Raw genomic sequence first — 18,295 nt, 5'->3', positions numbered from 1 at the left:
CATGACTGAGATGGCCAGGGAAGCCGCCACCGAACTCGACACGAGCCCCGGTGGCGGCGGGCAGCCCGTGCTGGACAAGCTCGTCGCGCTGCTCGACCTGGAGAAGATCGAAGAGAACATCTATCGCGGCGTTTCGCCCGCACACTCGTCGGTGCGGGTGTTCGGCGGGCAGGTCGCCGGGCAGGCGCTCGTCGCGGCGGGCCGGACCGTTCCGGAGGAGCGGCGGGTCCATTCGCTGCACGCCTACTTCATCCGCGGCGGCGACCCGAGCGTCCCGATCGTGTACGAAGTGGACCGCATCCGCGACGGCCGCTCGTTCACCACCCGGCGCGTCGTCGCCGTCCAGCACGGCAAGGCGATTTTCTCGCTGTCCGCGTCGTTCCAGAAGGACGAGCCGGGCATCGACCACGCCGAGACGATGCCGGCCGACGTGCCCGATCCCGAGTCGCTGCCGACCTTCCCCGAGCTGACCGCGGGCTACGGCCTGCGCTTCAGCGAGATCCCGCGGCCGATCGACATCCGCTACGTCGGCGAGCCGCCGTGGGTCACCCGCACCACCGGCGAACGCCCGACGCACCACCGCGTCTGGATGCGGGCCGACGGCACCCTGGCGGACAACCAGCTGCTGCACGTCTGCGTGCTCACCTACGCCTCGGACATGACGCTGCTCGACTCGGTGCTCGCGCGGCACGGCGTGTACTGGGACGTCGACAAGGTGCTCGGCGCGAGCCTCGACCACGCGCTCTGGTTCCACCGTCCGTTCCGGGCCGACGAATGGTTCCTCTACGACAGCACCTCGCCGAGCGCCTCGGGTGCCCGCGGGCTGGCCACCGGACGGTTCTTCACCCGCGACGGCCTGCATGTCGCCACCGTGGTCCAAGAAGGACTGCTGCGGGTCCGATAAGGACCACCGGCCCGCTGATGACCACTCAGAGTGGCTGTCTGCAGAGGAAATCGCCGGAAACCGTCACACTCTCGTGGCGAAATTGCGCGGGAATACTCGTCTGAGTAATACCGCGAAGCAAAGGAAGGTGCCCGGGACCGGTCGGGGGGCGGCCCCGGACACCGTGGTCGTCCCGCATTCGGCCGGTGTCCGCGAATAGCCGAGGACGGTCTTCGTCTACGCTGCTCAGGGCCGTCGGCGCGGCTGGATTCGCGTCGCGGCCCGCAGGATGCCAGAGTACAAGCGCACTCTGCACAATGCAGGTCGGAACCAGGTCGGAACCGGTGACGGCGGGCTCCCGCCGCGACAGTGGGAATTCGCCGGTGTTATTACTCCACTGACAAGTCGATCACCTGGTTAGATATGCAGTGCGGGCAACAATACGGACCGGAGGTGCTGCCGTGGCGAGAGGCCAGGGACCGACCGTTCGCCGCCGGCGCCTCGCGAGCGAGCTGCGGAGGCTGCGCGAAGCCGCCGATCTCACCATCGACGAGGTCGGCGAAAAGCTGGAGTGCTCGGCGTCCAAAGTGAGCCGCATCGAAACCGGCCACGTCGGCGTCACCCCGCGCGACGCGAGGGACATGCTCGCGCTGTACGGCATCACCGGCGACGAGCAGGAGGCGCTCGTCCAGCTGGCGCGCGAAGCGCGCAAACGCGGCTGGTGGCACGCCTACAACGAAGTCTTCACCGGCACCTTCGTCGGCCTCGAAGCCGACGCGAGCTCGCTGCGCGCGTTCCAAGCGCTGCTGGTTCCGGGCTTGCTGCAGACCGAGCGCTACGCGTTCTCGGTGATCCGCGCGCTGCGCCCGGACGCCGAGGAGTCCGAGACCCGCCGCCGCGTCGCCGCGCGGATGGCCCGCCAGCAGCTGCTGACCGACGACCCGCCGGTCGAGTACTGGGCGGTGATCGACGAGGCGGTGCTGCACCGCGTGGTCGACAGCCCCGAGGTGATGGCCGAGCAGCTGTACCGGATCACCGCGATGGCGGAAAAGCCGAACGTGACCGTCCAGGTGGTGCCGTTCGGAGCCGGGGCGCACCCCGGCATGGAGGGACCGTTCCTCATCATGGGCTTCCCCGAGCAGGCCGATCCCGACGTGGTCTACGTCGACGACAGCACTTCCAGCGGCCTGTACCTCGAACAGCCCGACGACGTCCGGCGCTACGCGCTGATGTTCGACCACCTGCGCGCAGCAGCGCTGAAACCGGACGATTCGGTGGCGCTGATCACCGACGCGGCCGGCCGGTTCGCCGAACAGGCCGCCGCGGTTCAGGAACCGAGGAACACCGACCCGAGACAGTGAGGATGTGGGGACCATGATGGCCGACCTTTCCGGTGCCCAATGGCGCAAGAGCAGCTACAGCGGCGGCGGCAACGACTGCGTCGAGGTCGCCTTCGTCGCAGGCGGCGCCGCGGTGCGCGATTCCAAAGACCCGGAAGGCGGAGCGTTCCGCCTGCCCGCCGCGGGCTGGCAGGCGCTCCTGGACGCGGTGCGCGGCCAGGGGCAGGCTTGATCCGTTCGCCCGGCTGATCGTCGCACTGAGACCCCTTACCCCGCTCGACCTGGACTTCCTTAGGCGAGAGCGCGGGTAAGGGGTCTTTTCGCGTCCGGGTGTAGGCGATCACCTGATGTCCGGGGCGGGCCCTCAGCACGAAAGTGGACTTCGTCAGAGAACGAGGACCCGCTGGGGAGAACACGATGAGCGACTACAACTGGGACGCCACCCGCGCCGAGGTCGACTACCGGATGGCCGAACTGCGCCGCGCCGCCCGCCACGCGCGCATGAGCCGGGGCAACCGGGTCGTCCGCTGGGTGCGCGCGCACCGCATCACGAACGTCGAGGTGCCCCGCCAGGAAAGGCGCACGGCGACGGTGCCGGAGGCAAGGGCGCGACATAGCGCATGAGCCCAGGGACCGGGTCGGGGACGGTAAGGGGGTCGGGCGGGGCGGCCGCCCCGGAACACAGTTTCCGCGGCCGCCGCTCCGCCCGCCGGAAGCAGCTTCCGCAGAGGTCCGTGAGGGGAACTCTGCGGGAATCAGAGTCTGTGCGGGTTCCCCTCCCGGATCTTCCCGCGACTCGGCGGAGCCCCCTTCGTCCGGGCGATCGGACGGAGATCACTGGCCGGACCGGCCGCCACGAGGAAATCCATGTCGGAACTGTCGGGGGTGTAGGTGAGAATGCATCTCGTGCCTCGTCTCGGTTCCGGTATTCCGCTCGTCGCCCGTACGCAGGAGATGCGGCGGCTGCGCGCGGCCTTCGCGCGCGCTGAACGCGGAGAAGCAGGTGCGGTGCTGATCGCGGGCGACGCCGGCGTCGGCAAGACCCGCCTGCTCACCGCGCTCGGGGAGCACGTCGCGGGCTGCGGCGGGCTCGTGCTCACCGGCCGCTGCATCGACGTGCGCGACGGCGGTCTGCCCTATCTGCCGTTCGCCGAGGCGCTGGCTCCGCTCGGGTCGTCGGCCGATCCCGCGGTGTCGGCCGCGGTGCGGGCGCGGTCCGCGCTCGGGATGCTGCTGCCGCAGGGCGGCGATCCGCAGCCCGCGGCCACCGGCGACCACGGGCAGGTTTCGGAAGGGGAGCGCGAGGGCGTCCGCCGGGTCCGGCCCGAGCAGGACCTCGGCCAGCTCCAGCTGTTCGACGCGGTGCTCGGGGTGCTGACCGAGGTCGGCCAGGAGCAGCCGGTGGTCGTCCTGCTCGAAGACCTGCACTGGGCGGATTCCTCCACCCGCAACCTGCTGTCCTTCCTGCTCAGCCGCCTGCGCGCGCAGCGGCTGCTGGTCGTCGGCAGCTATCGCGAGGAGGACGTCCACCGCAGGCATCCGCTGCGCGGTCTGCTCTCCGAACTGGTCCGGTTGAACACGGTGGAACAGCTCACGCTCGCCCCCTTCGGACCGGCGGACGCGCGGGCGTTCGTCGCGGCGCTGGCCGAGGAACCGCTTTCGCCGGACGTGGTCGCGGACATCGCCGAACGGTCCGAGGGCAATCCGTTCTTCGTCGAGGAACTCCTCGCCACCGGCGCCGACTGTCAAGATCTCCCCGCCGGGCTCGCCGAAGTCCTTCTCGCCCGGCTCGAACGCTTCCCCGCGGAGACGCGCCGGGTGCTGCGGGTCATCTCGGTGGCCAACGAGTCGGTGTCGCATGCCGCGCTCGCGCAAGTCGCGGGCATCGGCGACCTGGAGCTGGACGAGGCGCTGCGGGAAGCCGTGCAGCACCACGTCCTGGTCATCGAGGACGGTTTCTACACGTTCCGCCACGCTTTGCTGCAGGAAGCGGTGTACGCGGATCTGCTTCCCGGCGAGCGCACGCGGATGCACGCGGGGTATGCCGCGCGGATCCAGTCGATGCCGCAGGGCCGGGGTCACGATGCGAAGCTGGCCTTCCACAGCTTGGAAAGCCGGGACTACGACACTGCTCTGCCCGCGTTGCTGCGTGCTGCCGACGAAGCGGAAAAGCTCGGCGCTCCTGGCGCTGCTCTTCGGCACATCGAGCAAGCACAGGCCATTTGGGACGCCGTGGCTCCGGAGAAGCGCCCGGAAGGCGTCAATGAACTGAAGTTGCTCAACGAGGCCTCGTACTTCGCCGGCACTTCGGGTGAGCCGGAGCGCGCGGTGGCGTATGCGCGGTCAGCTACCGAAGCGCTCAAGCCGGACGCGTCGCCCGAACACGCGGCGAAGGTCTGGCGTCGGCTGGCCGAAACGCTGCTCACCTTGGAAGGCACGTTCGACGAGGCGGTTCGGGCGATCGAGCGGGCTTGGGAACTGGTCGCCGACCGGGAGCCGAGCGGTGCGCGAGCCTGGGTGCTGGCTTCGCGGGCCGGATTCCAGCGGTTGCTCGACCGGCCGGACGAGGCCTTGGCCAGCGCGCATACCGCGGTCGCTGACGCGCGCGCGGTCGGGGCGGTCGGTGCTGAGGCGTCGGCGCTGGTCACGCTGGGCACGTTGGCTGATGGCGCGGGGGACGCGGTCGAGGCTCGTGAGCGGTTGTGCGAGGCCGAGGGCAAGGCGCATAACGCTGGTGCGTTGAACGTCGAGATCCGGGCGATGTACTTCCTCGCCCTCAGCTACGACGACCAGGCTGAGATGGACTTGGCGCTCGCCCATGCCGCGCGCGGGGTGGAGCGGGCCGAGGCAGTCGGGCTCACCTGGAGCGCGTACGGGCTGGAGTTGCGTGCCCGGCTCCTCTACTTGCGGTACCTCAGCGGAGATTGGCCGAAGGAGGACGCTGCGGGACGCGCCAGGCGGGGTGTGTCCAGCGCGGTCGCCGCGCGGATCTTGGCCAATTGGGTGCTGTTCCTGGTGGGACGCGGGCGGTTCGCGGATGCGGCCAAGGCGTTGCCGGGGCTTCGGCAGCAGTGGATGGCGGATCTGCAGATCGCCCTCTCCGCGGGCGATGCCGCGATCGAGCTGGCTGCTTGGCGCGGGGAGCATGCCGAGGCGCTGCGGATTACCGACGAACTGGTGTCGTGGCTGGAGAAGGTCGAGACCGCGCTGCTCGGCGGGATCCGGATTGTGGCGCTGGCGATTCCGTCGGCCGCGGCGTTGGCCGCGGAGGCCAGGGCCAAGGGGGATCTGGCTGCTGCCGACGGGTTTGTGGCTGCTGGGCGGCGGCTGGTCGAGCATGGGCGGCGTTGTGCTGCTGAGGGACAACCGCGGTCCGGGACTATGGGGCCGGAGGGGCGGGCCTGGCTGGCTCGGATGGAGGCGGCTGCCTCTGGGCTGGAGGGGCCTGCTGATCCTGAGCTGTGGGGTGCGGCTGCCGAGGCTTATTCGTATGGGGCGGTTTACGAGCAGGCGGTTTGCCGGTGGCGGCAGGGGGAGGCGTTGCTGGCCGCTGGACGTGCTGGGGCCGGGGAGGCGTTGGAGGCGGCGCATTCGGTGGCGGTGAAGCTTGACGCCGTTCCGTTGCGGGATGCGGTGCGCGATGTGGCGCATCGGGCTCGGGTCGAACTGTCCGGGGTCGAGGTGGTTCCCGTCGCGCGGCCGCAGGTGAATCCGCTGACTGACCGGGAGCGGGATGTGCTGGAGCGGGTTGCGCTGGGACGGACGAATCGGCAGGTGGGGGAGGAGCTGTACATCAGCGAGAAGACGGTGAGTGTGCACCTTTCCCGGGTGATGGCGAAGCTGGGGGCCAGCCGGCGGGCTGAGGCGGTGGCGATCGCTTATGACCGGGGGTTGCTTGCTGCGCCGGAGTGATCGGCTCGTCGCCTGGGGGCGACCTTGCCGCGTCTTGGGTTGCGTGGGGCACCCCGAAGGGTGATTGTGCTGACGGTTCGGGGGTGCTTGTCAAGGCGGGAAAGATGCCTTGACAAGCACCCCCGAACCGCAGGGCGGCTTCGTATCGGGGTGCGGGGGCGGTGTGGGTGCCTCGCTGGTTGGGTGCACCGGCTGCGGTTTGGCGAGTGGGGCTAGCGCCCCAATGTGGCATTGGGTGCGTCAGATGCACCCAATGTGGCGTTCGGTGCATGCGACGCACCCAATGCCACATTGGGGTGCATTTCGGCGGGTGCCGGGCGGCTGGTCGTGAGGGGAGCCCTGGGGGAATCAGAGTCGATGAGGGTGGCCTCACGGACGGTTCAGCGGCCGGGGAGGTGGCGCAGGAGTTTCATGCTTGCTGTCATGAAGCGGGCCCACAGGGAGCCCGGTACGCCCTTGGGCGGGCGTAGGGCCAGGCCTCGTTGTACGGCGATTGATTGGGGTTCGGTGTATTTCAGCAAGCCTTCTGCGCCGTTGCGGCGGCCTGCGCCGGATTCCTTCATGCCGCCCATGGGGACCGCCACTGTTCCGAAGGTTGCTGCGTAGCCCTCGTTGACGTTGACCGTGCCCGCCTTCAGACGCGCGCCTACTTCCCAGCCTGCTCGGCCGTTTTTGGTCCATACGCTTGCGTTCAGGCCGAATGGGGTGTCGTTTGCTCGTTCGATCGCGTCGGTGACGTCGCTGAATCCGTAGATCGACACCACCGGGCCGAAGGTTTCCGAGGCGAACGGGGTCATTCCGGGGCGCACGTCTGTCAGGACCGTCGGCTCGTAGAACAGCGGGCCCAGGTCCGGGCGGGGGCGTCCGCCGGTCAGTACGCGGGCGCCTTTCGCCCGGGCGTCTTCCACGTGGGCTGTCACGGTTTCCAGCTGGCTCTTCGACGTCAGCGAACCCATTCCGGCGTGATAGTCCAGTGAACCGCCCAGGCGCAGTGCCGCTGTCCTGGCCACGAATTCCCGGGTGAACTCCTCGCGGATGCTGTCGTGCACGTAGATGCGCTCCACCGACACGCAGAGCTGGCCCGCGGACGAGAAGCACGCGGTGACGGCGCCGGCGGCGGTCTTGGCGATGTCTGCGTCCGGCAGGACGATCATGGGGTTCTTGCCGCCCAGTTCCAGCGAATAGCTGGTGAGTCGCTGGGCGATGCGGCCTGCCAGGTCCTTGCCGGTCGGAGTGGAACCGGTGAAGCACAGGTAGTCGCATTCTTCCAGCAGGGCATTGCCGATCTGCGAGCCTCGGCCCAGCACGATTTGCCACAGGCCGGAGGGCAAGCCCGCTTCCTCGGCCAGTTCGTGCAGCCACAGGGCGGAGAGCGCGGTTTGGTTGTCCGGTTTCTGCACGACAGCGTTCCCGGCGGCGAGGGCGGGGAAGACGTCCATCGCGGTCAGGGCCAGCGGGTAGTTCCAAGGGGAGATGATGCCGACGACGCCCTTGGGGTGCCGCAGTTCTCCTGCTCGCGTCAGGCCCGGGATCACGCCGGGGGCGCGGCGCGGGGAGAGGATTTTCGCGCTGTGCTTGCCGTAGTAAGCCGCGACCAGCACGGTGGCGCTGACCTCGTCGAACGCGTCGATCCGGGCCTTGCCTGCTTCGACCTGGACCAGGTCGAGGACCTCCGCTTGCCGCGCGAGCACCAGGTCGTGCAAGCGCACGAGGAATTGCTGACGGCGGGCCACCGGCAGCGCTGCCCACTCGCGTTGCGCGGCGCGGGCGGAGGCGAAGGCGGCGCGGACCTCGGCGTCGTCGGCCTGGGGGAGGGAGGCGATCGGCTGGCCGGTGAAGGGCGCGGTCATCTGCACCGGGGCGTTGTCGGCGCCGCCGGTCGCGCGGGCGACGAGTGCGGCCGCGCGGGAGGCGGACGGGGCGCCTGCTACGCCGCCGACGGTCGCGGGCAGGGGCTGGCCGGTGAGGTTCGCCGGGGTCGTACTCGTCATCGAGCGCACCTTCTTCCGTGCGGGGCCGGGTGTTACCGACGAGTACACCATACCGGCGGTATGGACACTAGTCGCCCGAGTACAGCAGCACGGCGATCCGCTTCCACTCCTCCAGCAGCTGACGGCGCCTACGCGGGTCGCCGCCCAGTTCGGCGTCCAGGGCGAGGCCTCGGGTGAGGTTCACGGTGAGCCAGAACAGCATCTCCGCGCGTTCTTTCGGCAGGTCGCCGGCGACATCGCTGATGTGCTCCAGCGTCGCCCGGCCCAGCGCGCGGTCGACCGGCCGGATCGCGGCGCGCAGCTCCGGGTCGGTGCGGGCGGCGACCCACAGTTCGGTGACCGCGGTGGACAGCGTGCCCGAGTAGCCTTCCCACAGCAGGTCGATCGCCGCCGCGACGCCGGACGCGCCGCCCGGCAGCGAGCCGAGCGAGGCGGCGAGCTGAGTGCGCAGCTTCGTGGTGAGGTGCTCGACTGCTGCTGCCATGAGCTCCGCCTTCGTGGCGAAGTAGTGCTGCACCGCGCCCTTCGAGACGCCTGCCCGGGTGCAGATCTCCTGCACCGATGCCCGCGAGTACCCGATCTCGACCAGGCAGTCGATCGTCGCGTCCAGCAGGGCGGTGCGCGTCTGCTCGCGGCGTTCGGCCTGGGTGCGGTGTCCCCGGGCGACCTCGGTCATCGCGGCTCCTGCTTTACGTACCGGACGGATGGGATGTACATTCCGGCTAGAACTTACCTGCCAAGCGTCATGTTTTCCAGTTCGCGGGAGGCCAAGCCGTGCCGTTGCAGATCCAGAAGAGCTCGTGGAGCACCACCGAACTCGAAGACCTCCGGGAGCTCGCCCGGTCGTTCCTGCAGAAGGAATTCGTGCCGAACCAGGAGCGCTGGGCGGCGGAGAAGAAGCTCGACCGGGAAATCTGGACCAAGGCGGGCGAGCTCGGCCTGCTGTGCCTGTCGATCCCGGAGGAGTACGGCGGGGGCGGCGGCACCTTCGCGCACGAAGCCGTGCTGTACGAGGAGCAGGCCCGGGCCGGGGACAGCGCTTGGGGCGTCACCGTCCACAGTGGAATCGTCGCGCACTACATCCTGGCGTACGCGTCGGAGGAAAAGAAGCGCGAGTGGCTGCCGAAGATGGCCACCGGCGAGATGGTCGGCGCGGTCGCGATGACCGAGCCGGGCACTGGTTCAGACCTCCAGAACATCAAGACGCGCGCGGTCCGCGACGGCGACCACTACGTCATCAACGGCGCGAAAACCTTCATCACCAACGGTTTTCACTCCGACCTCGTCGTGGTCGCGTGCAAGACCGACCCGGACGCCGGCGCGCAGGGCGTCTCGCTGATCGTGGTCGAGACCAATACCCCCGGCTTCCGCCGCGGCCGCGTGCTCGACAAGGTCGGGCTCAAGGGCCAGGACACCGCCGAGCTGTTCTTCGACGACGTCCGCGTGCCCGCCGCGAACCTGCTCGGCGACGCCGAGGGACAGGGCTTCGTCCAGCTGATGCTGCAGCTGCCGCAGGAACGGCTGATCATCGCCGTGACCGCGGTGGCCGGCCTGGAGGCCGCGGTGAACCTGACCATCGACTACACCAAGGAACGCACGGCGTTCGGCCGCCCGATCTTCAACTTCCAGAACACGAAGTTCAAGCTCGCCGAGGCGGCGACGGAAGCCGCGGTGTCGCGCGCGTTCCTCGACCAGTGCATCGAACGGCATCTGCGCGGCGAACTCGACGTCCAGGGCGCGGCCATGGCGAAACTGTGGACGACCGAGCGGGTGAACAAGGTCGTGGACGACTGTCTCCAGCTGTTCGGCGGCTACGGCTACATGACCGAGTACCCGATCGCGCGGGCCTGGGCGGACGTGCGGATCTCGCGGATCTTCGGCGGCACCAGCGAGATCATGAAGGAAATCATCTCCCGCACGCTCTGAAACCGGTTGCTGCGAAAGGACTTCCCCGTGAAACAAGGTCCGCTGGCCGGGCTGCGGGTGGTGGAGCTGGCCGGGCTCGCGCCGGCTCCGTTCGCCTGCATGATCCTGGCCGACCTCGGCGCCGACGTGATCCGCGTCGACCGCGCCACCCCGGGCGCCGACGTGCTCGGCATCCCGAACGACCCGCTCGCCCGCGGCAGGCGCTCGGTCGGGGTGAACACGAAAACGCCCGAGGGCGTCGAGCTCGTGCTGAAGCTGGCCGAACGCGCCGACGTGCTGATCGAAGGCTTCCGGCCGGGTGTCGCGGAACGGATGGGCATCGGGCCGGAACAGGTGCACGCGCGCAACCCGCGGCTCGTGTACGGCCGGATGACCGGCTGGGGCCAGGACGGTCCGCTCGCGTCGGCGGCCGGGCACGACATCAACTACATCGGCGTCGCCGGCGCGCTCGACCCGATCGGCCGGGCGGGCGAGCGTCCGGTGCCGCCGCTCAACCTGGTCGGCGACTTCGGCGGAGGCGGCCTGATGCTCGCGATGGGCGTGCTGGCCGCGCTGCACGAGCGCACGACGTCCGGACGCGGCCAGGTCGTGGACGCTTCGATGGTGGAAGGCGCGGCGCTGCTGACCACGAGCCTGCACGGCATGCGCGCGGCGGGCGTGTGGCCGGGGGAGCGCGGCGAGAACCTCCTCGACGGCGGCGCCCCGTTCTACGACACCTACGAGACCGCGGACGGCAAGTACGTCGCCATCGGCGCGATCGAGATGCGGTTCTGGGCCGACCTGGTCAAGGTGCTCGGGCTGGAGAACGAAGACCTGCCGTTCCACTTGGACCTGCGCGAGTGGCCGCGGCTGCGCAAGATCATCGAGGAGGCGGTCGGCCGGTTCACGCGTGACGAACTGGTCGCGCGGGCGGAGGGCACCGACGCGTGTCTCACCGCCGTGCTGTCGCCGTGGGAGGCCGCCGAGCATCCGCAGAACGCGGCACGCGGGACGTTCGTGGACATCGGCGGCACGGTGCAGCCCGCTCCGGCGCCGCGGTTCGACCGCACGCCCGCGGCCACGCCGGAAGCACCGCACGAGAAGGGCGCGGACACCGCGGAAGTGCTGGCGGAGCTGGGCTACGACGACGCCGGGGTCGCGGCGCTGCGGGAGGCTGGCGCGGTTTTGTGACGCCTGCTGTCACAACGGCAGATCGGACCGGATCACCGAGTAGAGGATGTGGTCGCGCCACTGCCCGTCGCGGAAATCGAACCCGCGCAGGATCCCCTCGCGGGTGAATCCGGCCTTCTCCAGCGAACGCTGCCCGGCCCGGTTGCCGGCCTCGGTGCTGGCTTCGACGCGGTTGAACTGCGTGTGCGCGAACAGGTAGCGCACGAGCTGCCGCTGCGCCTGCGCGCCGAGGCCGTGCCCGCGCGCCTCCGGCAGCAGGACCATGCCGATGTTCCAGCAGTAGGTGTGCGGGCCGGTCCGCGTGCGATGCCACGAAACGAGCCCGAGCGGGCGTTCGTCGAGCGTGGGGACGAGCATGCCGTTGTCGGTGGTCAGCATGCCGTTTTCGCGCCAGAGCCGCCGGACGTAGCCGGGATCGTGCCAGCCGAACCACTGGTGCTCGCCGACCGTCTCCGGGTCGTTGGTCAGCGCCTCCAGCAGACCGAGGTCGGACTCGCGCACCGGGCGGAGAGTCACTGGGCCGTCGTCCATCGCCGGAGCGTACCGGGGGCGGCCGCCAGGCCCGGCTCACCCGATGGTGACCGGGGTCACCCAGCCGTGAGCTTTCTGGCTGGATCGGGGCCTGCGACGGGCCATTCCGGCGTGTCGTCACTACAGTGGGAGCCGACTCTGCCGAGGCGGGGCGGGCGTCCGACCGGGCGCCGGGGGAGCGGAGGGGAACGAAACCATGTCGAGCGGCCTGAAGAAGATCGTCGTCGTCGGAGTGGTCGCGCTCGTGCTGTTCTTCCTGATCACGCAGCCCACCAACTCCGCGGCCTTCGTGCACCGCGTGCTCGGCTGGCTCAAGGACGGCGCCGAAGCGATCGTCACCTTCTTCAAGAGCCTCTTCGCCTGACCCCGGTTTCCCGCTCGCCGGACCGCCCCCGCGCGCCCGTCCGGCCAACTAGTCACGCTTTGTCACCGGATCCCGGGATTCGGGCACTTCGCTCGACCATCCGGGTGGATTGGCCCATAAAACCGCCTGGTCACGGAATTTCCGGGGTCCGGGGTATGGCGGAGAAAGCGGGTGCCGCCCTACGGTGCTCACATTGCGTGATCAGCCGGTTCTCCGGTCCCCCGGGAACCGGGTCACGGCGGGTTTTCGGCCCGGTCACGCGTGGGGAGCCAATCGTGGACGCGCAACGGGGCAGGCGGTCGAAATGCCTGCCCGTCGGGGACCGATGAGGAGGCAGGGATGACCGGAGATCCCGGAGTGGACGCGTTGATCCGGCAGTGGTCGGCCGAGCGCGAGAAGACCCCTGAGGAGCAGGAGGTCGACCGCATCGCCTCGGCCTGGCTGGCCGACGCGCCGGCCGCTCCGCCCGGCATCCCCGGCCAGCGCGCCCGGTCCGGACCCGCCCGCTGGGCCCCGGTCGAGGCCGCCGACCCCGGCTACCTCGACGCGATGCGCGCCCGGCTGCCGGAGGTTCCGGAAGAACTGCTCGTCGCCGCCGCGGGCTGGTGGCAGATGGTCGGCGACGTCGCCGAGGCCGAACAGTGGTGGGACGCCGGGATCAGCCCGCTGGACCAGCGTGCCCTCGACTACCGGGCGGCCGGTCTCGCACCGTCCGACCTCGCCCGCCGGCTCGGCCCGATGACGGTGCTGCAGCACCTCCGCCGCGGCAGCGCGCCCGCGTGGTGCGTCGCGCGGTTGGCGCGGCAGCAGAAGCCTGCCTGATCGTTCGTCGCTTCGGCTTTGCCGGGCGGCTTGCTTCGTGCGGCTTGGACGACGGAAGTCGCGTCTGATCGTTCGCCGCCTCAGGGTCGCCGGATACTTGGTTTCGCGCGGCTCCGCGCGGAAGAAGAAGCCTGTTTGACAGCTGTGTTGCCTGGTCGGCGAATCGGCCAGGCAACACGGCGAAGCGCCCGCTGCGGTGCGGTGGAAGGCATGTCCTGATCGGGCGTGCCGGAAGCCGCATGCGGCGGACGTTTTTCTCTGGCGGGGTCGCCACGACATCAGCGGTCTGAGCGCAGCGGAAGTCTGCTGGCACGGCCGGTCGGCGAACCGCCGCGCACCCGCCCCGGCATGGGGCTTGTGGTGTTTGTGCGGCGAAGACCGTCCACCTGACGGGACCGGATTACCCGGCCGGGTGAACCGGCGTGGCGGGGACCATGGCGATGCGTGCGTAACGCTAACCTGCGCGGGCTCGTTGTGTGTTGCGAACCCCAAGCCATGCTGGAGGACCGGAGTTTCGTGCCCGCCACCGGACAGACCCCCGACACCGCGCGGACCGGGGACGAGACCGCGGCTTCCGCTGCCGCCCCCTCGCCCGCCCGCCGCGGTCATGGCGCCGCGCTCGCGGTGCGGCTCGCCGTCGTCGTCGCGGTGCTCGCGGTCGCGGGCGGCGGGGTCTGGATCGTCACCAGGGCGGCCGCCCCGCAGGCCAGCCCGACCACGACCGACATCCCGGCGCTGAGCGTCAAGGCGGTCGACGTCAAACCCGGTTCGATCGCGCCGGTCAGCGCCGTCGTCGCGGGCGGGGCCGCGGACCAGGGCACCGCGCCGCAGTCGGCGCGCCCGGCCGGCGGCGACCCGTTGCAGGCCTGGGCGGACAAGGTCGCGCCGGTCACCGGCATCCCGGCGAGGGCGGTGCGCGCGTACGGCAACGCGGAACTCGCGATGCGCGAGGTCGACCGCGGCTGCCACATCTCCTGGGCGACGCTCGCCGGCATCGGCCGCATCGAGTCCAACCACGGCCAGTACGGCGGAGCGGTCCTCGGCGCGGACGGCCGCCCGTCGAAGCCGATCATCGGCGTCCCGCTCGACGGTTCCTCCGGAGTCCGCGCGATCAGCGACACCGACGGCGGCCAGCTCGACGGCGACCCGGTCGCGGACCGCGCGGTCGGCCCGATGCAGTTCATCCCCGGCACCTGGCGGAAATGGGCGTCGGACGCGACCGGCGACGGCCGCGCCGACCCGCAGCAGATCGACGACGCCGCCCTCACCGCCGCCCGCTACCTGTGCGCGGGCGGCCGCGACATGGCCAGCCCGGCGGGTTGGTGGGCGGGCATCCTGTCGTACAACAACTCGACGGAGTACGCGCAGAAGGTCTTCGGCCTCGCCGACGGCTACGCGAAGGCGGCGCAGAAGGTGCAAGCGGGCTGACGCTCCGGGCCACCCGCTGCTTCCCGGCCGCCGGTCCGTGAGGGGTCCCCTCGCGGACTTGGGTTCCCGCAGCGTTCTCCTCGCGTCTCGCGGCCGGTCTGTCACGGACTCTGATTCCCGCAGGGTTCCCCTCACGTACCGCCGCCGGTCCGCGAGGGGAACCTTCGCGGACCACACCCGCCGCCGTCCGGCACGCGCCCCAATGTGGCGTTGGGTGCGTCCGACGCACCGAATGCGGCATTGGGTGCGTGACATGCACCGAATGTGGCATTGGGGGTGTTTGGTCGGGTCGGGTCGCGGGGCGGAGGCGGTCCGGCGCGCGACCAGGGTGTGCGGGGGCGGCTTGACGTCGGCCCGGTGCCGGCCACCTGGCGAATCCGGCCGCGAGCGCCGGGTGGGGCCCCGGTCACGACCTCGCCGCCTCTCAGCATCGCCCTCTCCGGCCAGTGCTAGCGTCGATACCGTGCCTGCAGATCCCGGCCCGGCCGCGTCCCCGCTCGGGCGCCGGCTCATGATCGTCGCCACGAGCGTCGTGAGCCTGGCGTTGTGCTGCGGGCTGGCCTGGTGGCAGTGGGACCGGTTCACGTCCGCCACCGGCACCTTCCAGAACCTCGGCTACGTGCTGCAATGGCCGCTTTTCGGGCTTTTCCCCGCGTTCATGTTCTGGCGCATCAAGAAGCTGCGCGAACGCGAAGAGGAAGCCGCCGGGCAGCCCGAACAGCCCGAACAGCCCGCTCCGGCCCCGGTTCGCGTGCCCGCCCCGCGACCGGCCGCGGCTCCCGTCGAAGAAGACGACGAACTCGCCGCCTACAACCGCTACCTGCGCGAGCTCAACGCCCGCGACCAGCAGTCCTGAACGCCCGCGGAAGTGAGGACGCTCCCATGACGACCAGCACCGACGGTGCCGCACCTGCTCGCCAGTCGAAGGTGTCCGGCTCGCTGACCCGGTTCCGGGCCAGCGCGTACGTGACCGGTGTCGGCCTGCTCGCGCTGTGCGCCACCATGATCATCGAGTACGGCTTCGGCAACGCCGCGCCCGCGCAGGTGTACTCGCCGATCCACGGCGTGCTCTACATGATCTACCTGGTGCTCACCATCGACCTCGCGATCAAGGCCCGCTGGTCGATCAAGAGCACCGTCCTGGTGCTGCTGGCCGGCTGCGTTCCGTTCGTGTCGTTCGTCGTCGAGCGCCGGGTGACCCACCGCGTGCAGGCCGGGCGCGACGTCTTCTGAGCAACGAAAAAACCGCGGCACCCGAAGGGGCGCCGCGGTTTTTCGTACCGGTGCTCAGGAGCCGAAGCCGATGCCGGTCAGCGACCGGACCTCCATCTCCGCGTGCTTGGCCGGGTCGCCCTTCGAGCGGCCGGCGAAGGTGCCGATCGCGCCGCACAGGAACGACACCGGGATCGACACCAGGCCCGGGTTCTTCAGCGGGAACCAGTGGAAGTCGACGCTCGGGAAGATCGAGTCCGGCGCGCCTGACACCACCGGCGAGAACAGCACCAGCACGACGCAGGCGATGAGCCCGCCGTAGATGCTCCACAGCGTCCCGGTCGTGTTGAACCGTTTCCAGAACAGCGAGTACAGCAGGGTCGACAGGTTCGCCGACGCCGCCACCGCGAGCGCGAGCGCCACGAGGAACGCGATGTTCTGGCCGTTGGCGAGGATGCCGCCGAGGATGGCGAGCACGCCGATCACGACCGCGGTCAGCCGGGCGACCCGGACCTCGTCCTCCGGCTCCGCCTTGCCGCGCTTCACGACGTTCGCGTAGACGTCGTGCGCGAACGAGGCGGACGCGGTCAGCGTCAGCCCGGCCACCACGGCGAGGATCGTCGCGAACGCGACCGCCGAGATGACGCCGAGCAGCACCGTCCCGCCGACGTGCAGGGCCAGCAGCGGCGCGGCCGAGTTCTCGCCGCCGGGCGCGGCCTTGATCTCGTCCGGGCCGACGATCGCCGCCGCGCCGAAGCCGATCACCAGCGTGCACAGGTAGAACACGAACATGCACGCGGTCGCCCACACCACCGAGCGGCGCGCCTCGCGGGCGTTCGGCACGGTGTAGAAGCGCATCAGCACGTGCGGCAGCGAGGCGACGCCGAGCACCAGCGCCAGCGAGAGCGACACGAAGTCGAGCTTCGTGGTCCCGTTCTTGCCGTAGGAGCCGCCGGGGGAGAGCAGGTCCTTGCCCATCGGGCTGCGGTCGGCGGCCGCGCGCAGCAGGCTCGAGAAGTTGAAGCCGTACTTGCCCATCAGGAACACCGTGATCAGCGAGGCCGCGGTGAGCAGGATGGTGGCCTTGATGATCTGCACCCAGGTGGTGCCCTTCATCCCGCCGAGCAGCACGTAGGAGATCATCACCAGCCCGACCACGGTGATCACCAGCGCCTGGCCCCACTTGGAGTGGACGTCCAGCAGCAGCGCGACCAGGCCGCCCGCGCCCGCCATCTGCGCGAGCATGTAGAAGAAGGAGATGACCAGCGTCGACGTGGCCGACGCGGCGCGCACCGGACGCTGCTTCATCCGGAAGCTGAGCACGTCGCCCATGGTGAAGCGGCCGGTGTTGCGCAGCAGTTCCGCGAGCAGCAGCAGGTCGACGAGCCACGCGACGAGGAAGCCGATGGAGTAGAGGAAGCCGTCGTAGCCGTTGATCGCGATCGCGCCCGCGATGCCGAGGAACGAGGCGGCGGAGAGGAAGTCGCCGGACAGCGCGACGCCGTTCTGCCTTCCGGTGAACGCGCTGTCCGCGGTGTAGTAGCCCGACGTCGACGAGCGCCGGTTGCCCGCGCGGTAGACCACGTAGAGGGTGATCGCGACGAACAGCGCGAACACCCCGGTGTTGATCAACGGGTTGCTCTCCGAAGCTCCTTCGGCGAGCGAAACGGTGGTCACTGAGGTGTTCCTTCCGTGACAGGGGCGGCCTGCGCTCGGATCTCGGCGGCGCGCGGGTCCATCTCGCGGTCGGCGAAGCGGACGTACAGCGCGGTGATGGCCGCGGTGGTGACGAACTGGCCGAGGCCGAGCAGCATGCCGACGTTGACCAGTCCGAAGACCGGCGTGCTCATGAACTCGCCCGCGTAGGCGGCGAGCACGACGTAGACGAGGTACCAGACGAAGAACCCGATGCTCATCGGGAACACGAACCGGCGGAAGCGGCTGCGCAGCGAGCGGAACTGGGGGCTGCGCTGGATCTGCTCGTAGTCCGGGCCGCGCCTGCGGCGCCTGCCGCGAGGGGCGGCGTCGCCTCCTTCGCGGTCGAACAGCGCGGGCATCTGGCCGGTGTCCTCGGCCGCGGAGGCCGGTCCGGTGGTGCGCGCGACGTTGTGCATGGCTGCCTCCGGCAACTTGCGCGGTGGATGGCGCCGGGCTCGTTCGGGAAAGCGCCCGGATCGCCCTTGCGGACTGGGAGGCGGCCATAGTAACGACGCCGCCGGAACGCGGAAAAAGCCGGTTCGCGAGGGCACCGGAAATTCCTTTTCGCCCGGGAAATGGCGCGAATCGGCGGGTCCGGGCAGATCACAAGCTGATCACTCGGAATAGTGAGCACCGATGTCACGGGGAGTTGCCGGGATCCGTCCGGGTTGCGGCAGATGGCGGAGTGACGGGCCGGTCAAGATCCAATACGGTGACCGGTCGTAGCCGCCGGGCGGGGCGGCCGCTCCGCTTCGGCGGGCAGGTCGCGGGCCGGGCGGGGATTCCCAGGCAGGGAAGGGAGGCTGGCAAAAATCACCGGGTCGAGCGGCGCGTCGCTGCATCTCCACAACATCGGGTTCAACTTCCGGGTGCACCCACCCGATGGGGGCACGGAGCGTAGTCCCATCGAGGGTGTCGCTTACCCTGTGTGGGCTAATCGGGTGACGGCCGGACGCCGAGGCCGAGAGCGCCGGGTAACCGGAATTCCCGTGCTGGGCGCCCGCGTGCGAATCCGCGG

At 70.1% G+C, this 18,295-nt stretch carries 17 protein-coding genes; 12 read left to right on the top strand and 5 right to left on the bottom strand.

The features are described from left to right. Position 1: 1 nt before the first annotated feature. The 5 genes from H4281_RS10970 (at position 2) to H4281_RS10950 (ending at position 6,135) form a co-directional block, all read left to right on the top strand. On the top strand, positions 2-904 hold the full coding sequence (locus H4281_RS10970) for an acyl-CoA thioesterase (RefSeq protein WP_134731237.1): 903 nt from the start codon (positions 2-4) through the stop codon (positions 902-904). 440 nt (positions 905-1,344) lie between these two features. Then, on the top strand, positions 1,345-2,244 hold the full coding sequence (locus H4281_RS10965; RefSeq protein WP_182890751.1) for a helix-turn-helix domain-containing protein: 900 nt from the start codon (positions 1,345-1,347) through the stop codon (positions 2,242-2,244). A gap of 13 nt (positions 2,245-2,257) precedes the next feature. Next, positions 2,258-2,455 carry a DUF397 domain-containing protein gene (locus H4281_RS10960; protein WP_037809881.1) on the top strand — a complete coding sequence of 66 codons (198 nt, stop codon included), beginning with the start codon at positions 2,258-2,260 and terminating at the stop codon, positions 2,453-2,455. A gap of 185 nt (positions 2,456-2,640) precedes the next feature. Continuing rightward, entirely contained in the window at positions 2,641-2,847 is a 207-nt protein-coding gene (locus H4281_RS10955) for a hypothetical protein (protein WP_182890750.1), read from the top strand. A gap of 273 nt (positions 2,848-3,120) precedes the next feature. After that, positions 3,121-6,135 carry a helix-turn-helix transcriptional regulator gene (locus H4281_RS10950; protein ID WP_182890749.1) on the top strand — a complete coding sequence of 1,005 codons (3,015 nt, stop codon included), beginning with the start codon at positions 3,121-3,123 and terminating at the stop codon, positions 6,133-6,135. Between the two features lie 380 nt (positions 6,136-6,515). On the opposite strand, the gene H4281_RS10945 is transcribed toward H4281_RS10950, so the two are convergent. Further along, on the bottom strand, positions 6,516-8,126 hold the full coding sequence (locus tag H4281_RS10945) for a succinic semialdehyde dehydrogenase (protein WP_182890748.1): 1,611 nt from the start codon (positions 8,124-8,126) through the stop codon (positions 6,516-6,518). Positions 8,127-8,193: 67 nt separating this feature from the next. Next, positions 8,194-8,802 carry a TetR/AcrR family transcriptional regulator gene (locus H4281_RS10940; protein WP_037809889.1) on the bottom strand — a complete coding sequence of 203 codons (609 nt, stop codon included), beginning with the start codon at positions 8,800-8,802 and terminating at the stop codon, positions 8,194-8,196. Positions 8,803-8,900: 98 nt separating this feature from the next. On the opposite strand from H4281_RS10940, the gene H4281_RS10935 reads away from it, so the two are divergent. Continuing rightward, positions 8,901-10,052, top strand: coding sequence for an acyl-CoA dehydrogenase family protein (locus H4281_RS10935; protein WP_182890747.1), 1,152 nt, complete (start codon positions 8,901-8,903; stop codon positions 10,050-10,052). A gap of 27 nt (positions 10,053-10,079) precedes the next feature. Continuing rightward, positions 10,080-11,222, top strand: coding sequence for a CaiB/BaiF CoA transferase family protein (locus H4281_RS10930; RefSeq protein ID WP_182890746.1), 1,143 nt, complete (start codon positions 10,080-10,082; stop codon positions 11,220-11,222). A 9-nt stretch (positions 11,223-11,231) separates the two neighbouring features. Here the strand turns inward: H4281_RS10930 and H4281_RS10925 are convergent, their stop codons facing one another. Continuing rightward, positions 11,232-11,753: a GNAT family N-acetyltransferase gene (locus H4281_RS10925; protein WP_182890745.1), complete on the bottom strand. Its 522-nt coding sequence runs from the start codon at positions 11,751-11,753 to the stop codon at positions 11,232-11,234. 196 nt (positions 11,754-11,949) lie between these two features. Here H4281_RS10925 and H4281_RS10920 point away from each other — a divergent pair, with 196 nt between their 5' ends. The 5 genes from H4281_RS10920 to H4281_RS10900 all read left to right on the top strand — a co-directional run bounded on the left by H4281_RS10920 (position 11,950) and on the right by H4281_RS10900 (position 15,600). Beyond that, positions 11,950-12,117: a hypothetical protein gene (locus H4281_RS10920; RefSeq protein WP_162836029.1), complete on the top strand. Its 168-nt coding sequence runs from the start codon at positions 11,950-11,952 to the stop codon at positions 12,115-12,117. Positions 12,118-12,456: 339 nt separating this feature from the next. Further along, a complete protein-coding gene (locus tag H4281_RS10915; protein WP_037356257.1) occupies positions 12,457-12,939 on the top strand; it encodes a hypothetical protein in 483 nt (160 codons plus the stop codon). Between the two features lie 495 nt (positions 12,940-13,434). Next, entirely contained in the window at positions 13,435-14,367 is a 933-nt protein-coding gene (locus H4281_RS10910) for a lytic transglycosylase domain-containing protein (RefSeq protein WP_182890917.1), read from the top strand. 511 nt (positions 14,368-14,878) lie between these two features. Further along, complete coding sequence (locus tag H4281_RS10905) at positions 14,879-15,223, top strand: hypothetical protein (RefSeq protein WP_182890916.1); 345 nt, start codon at positions 14,879-14,881, stop codon at positions 15,221-15,223. Positions 15,224-15,249: 26 nt separating this feature from the next. Next, positions 15,250-15,600, top strand: a complete 351-nt coding sequence (locus tag H4281_RS10900; RefSeq protein ID WP_182890744.1) for a DUF3817 domain-containing protein — start codon at positions 15,250-15,252, stop codon at positions 15,598-15,600. 54 nt (positions 15,601-15,654) lie between these two features. Here H4281_RS10900 and H4281_RS10895 read toward each other — a convergent pair whose 3' ends face one another. Then, complete coding sequence (locus H4281_RS10895) at positions 15,655-17,256, bottom strand: monocarboxylic acid transporter (RefSeq protein ID WP_182890743.1); 1,602 nt, start codon at positions 17,254-17,256, stop codon at positions 15,655-15,657. Beyond that, positions 17,253-17,693, bottom strand: a complete 441-nt coding sequence (locus tag H4281_RS10890; protein ID WP_182890742.1) for a DUF485 domain-containing protein — start codon at positions 17,691-17,693, stop codon at positions 17,253-17,255. The genes H4281_RS10895 and H4281_RS10890 overlap by 4 nt, the downstream gene beginning before the upstream one ends. Positions 17,694-18,295 lie beyond the last annotated feature (602 nt).

Source organism: Amycolatopsis dendrobii, assembly GCF_014145675.1.
GTDB classification, from domain to species: Bacteria; Actinomycetota; Actinomycetes; order Mycobacteriales; family Pseudonocardiaceae; genus Amycolatopsis; species Amycolatopsis dendrobii.
The sequence above is the reverse complement of the archived record's forward strand: the minus strand, read 5'-3'. Positions and strand labels throughout refer to the sequence as shown.

Coding starts and splice junctions, on each gene's coding strand:
- H4281_RS10970 (WP_134731237.1), top strand. CDS start 2: ATGACTGAGATGGCCAGGGAAGCCGCCACCGAACTCGACACGAGCCCC.
- H4281_RS10960 (WP_037809881.1), top strand. CDS start 2,258: ATGATGGCCGACCTTTCCGGTGCCCAATGGCGCAAGAGCAGCTACAGC.
- H4281_RS10955 (WP_182890750.1), top strand. CDS start 2,641: ATGAGCGACTACAACTGGGACGCCACCCGCGCCGAGGTCGACTACCGG.
- H4281_RS10950 (WP_182890749.1), top strand. CDS start 3,121: ATGCATCTCGTGCCTCGTCTCGGTTCCGGTATTCCGCTCGTCGCCCGT.
- H4281_RS10945 (WP_182890748.1), bottom strand. CDS start 8,126: ATGACGAGTACGACCCCGGCGAACCTCACCGGCCAGCCCCTGCCCGCG.
- H4281_RS10940 (WP_037809889.1), bottom strand. CDS start 8,802: ATGACCGAGGTCGCCCGGGGACACCGCACCCAGGCCGAACGCCGCGAG.
- H4281_RS10925 (WP_182890745.1), bottom strand. CDS start 11,753: ATGGACGACGGCCCAGTGACTCTCCGCCCGGTGCGCGAGTCCGACCTC.
- H4281_RS10920 (WP_162836029.1), top strand. CDS start 11,950: ATGTCGAGCGGCCTGAAGAAGATCGTCGTCGTCGGAGTGGTCGCGCTC.
- H4281_RS10915 (WP_037356257.1), top strand. CDS start 12,457: ATGACCGGAGATCCCGGAGTGGACGCGTTGATCCGGCAGTGGTCGGCC.
- H4281_RS10910 (WP_182890917.1), top strand. CDS start 13,435: ATGCTGGAGGACCGGAGTTTCGTGCCCGCCACCGGACAGACCCCCGAC.
- H4281_RS10905 (WP_182890916.1), top strand. CDS start 14,879: ATGATCGTCGCCACGAGCGTCGTGAGCCTGGCGTTGTGCTGCGGGCTG.
- H4281_RS10900 (WP_182890744.1), top strand. CDS start 15,250: ATGACGACCAGCACCGACGGTGCCGCACCTGCTCGCCAGTCGAAGGTG.
- H4281_RS10890 (WP_182890742.1), bottom strand. CDS start 17,693: ATGCACAACGTCGCGCGCACCACCGGACCGGCCTCCGCGGCCGAGGAC.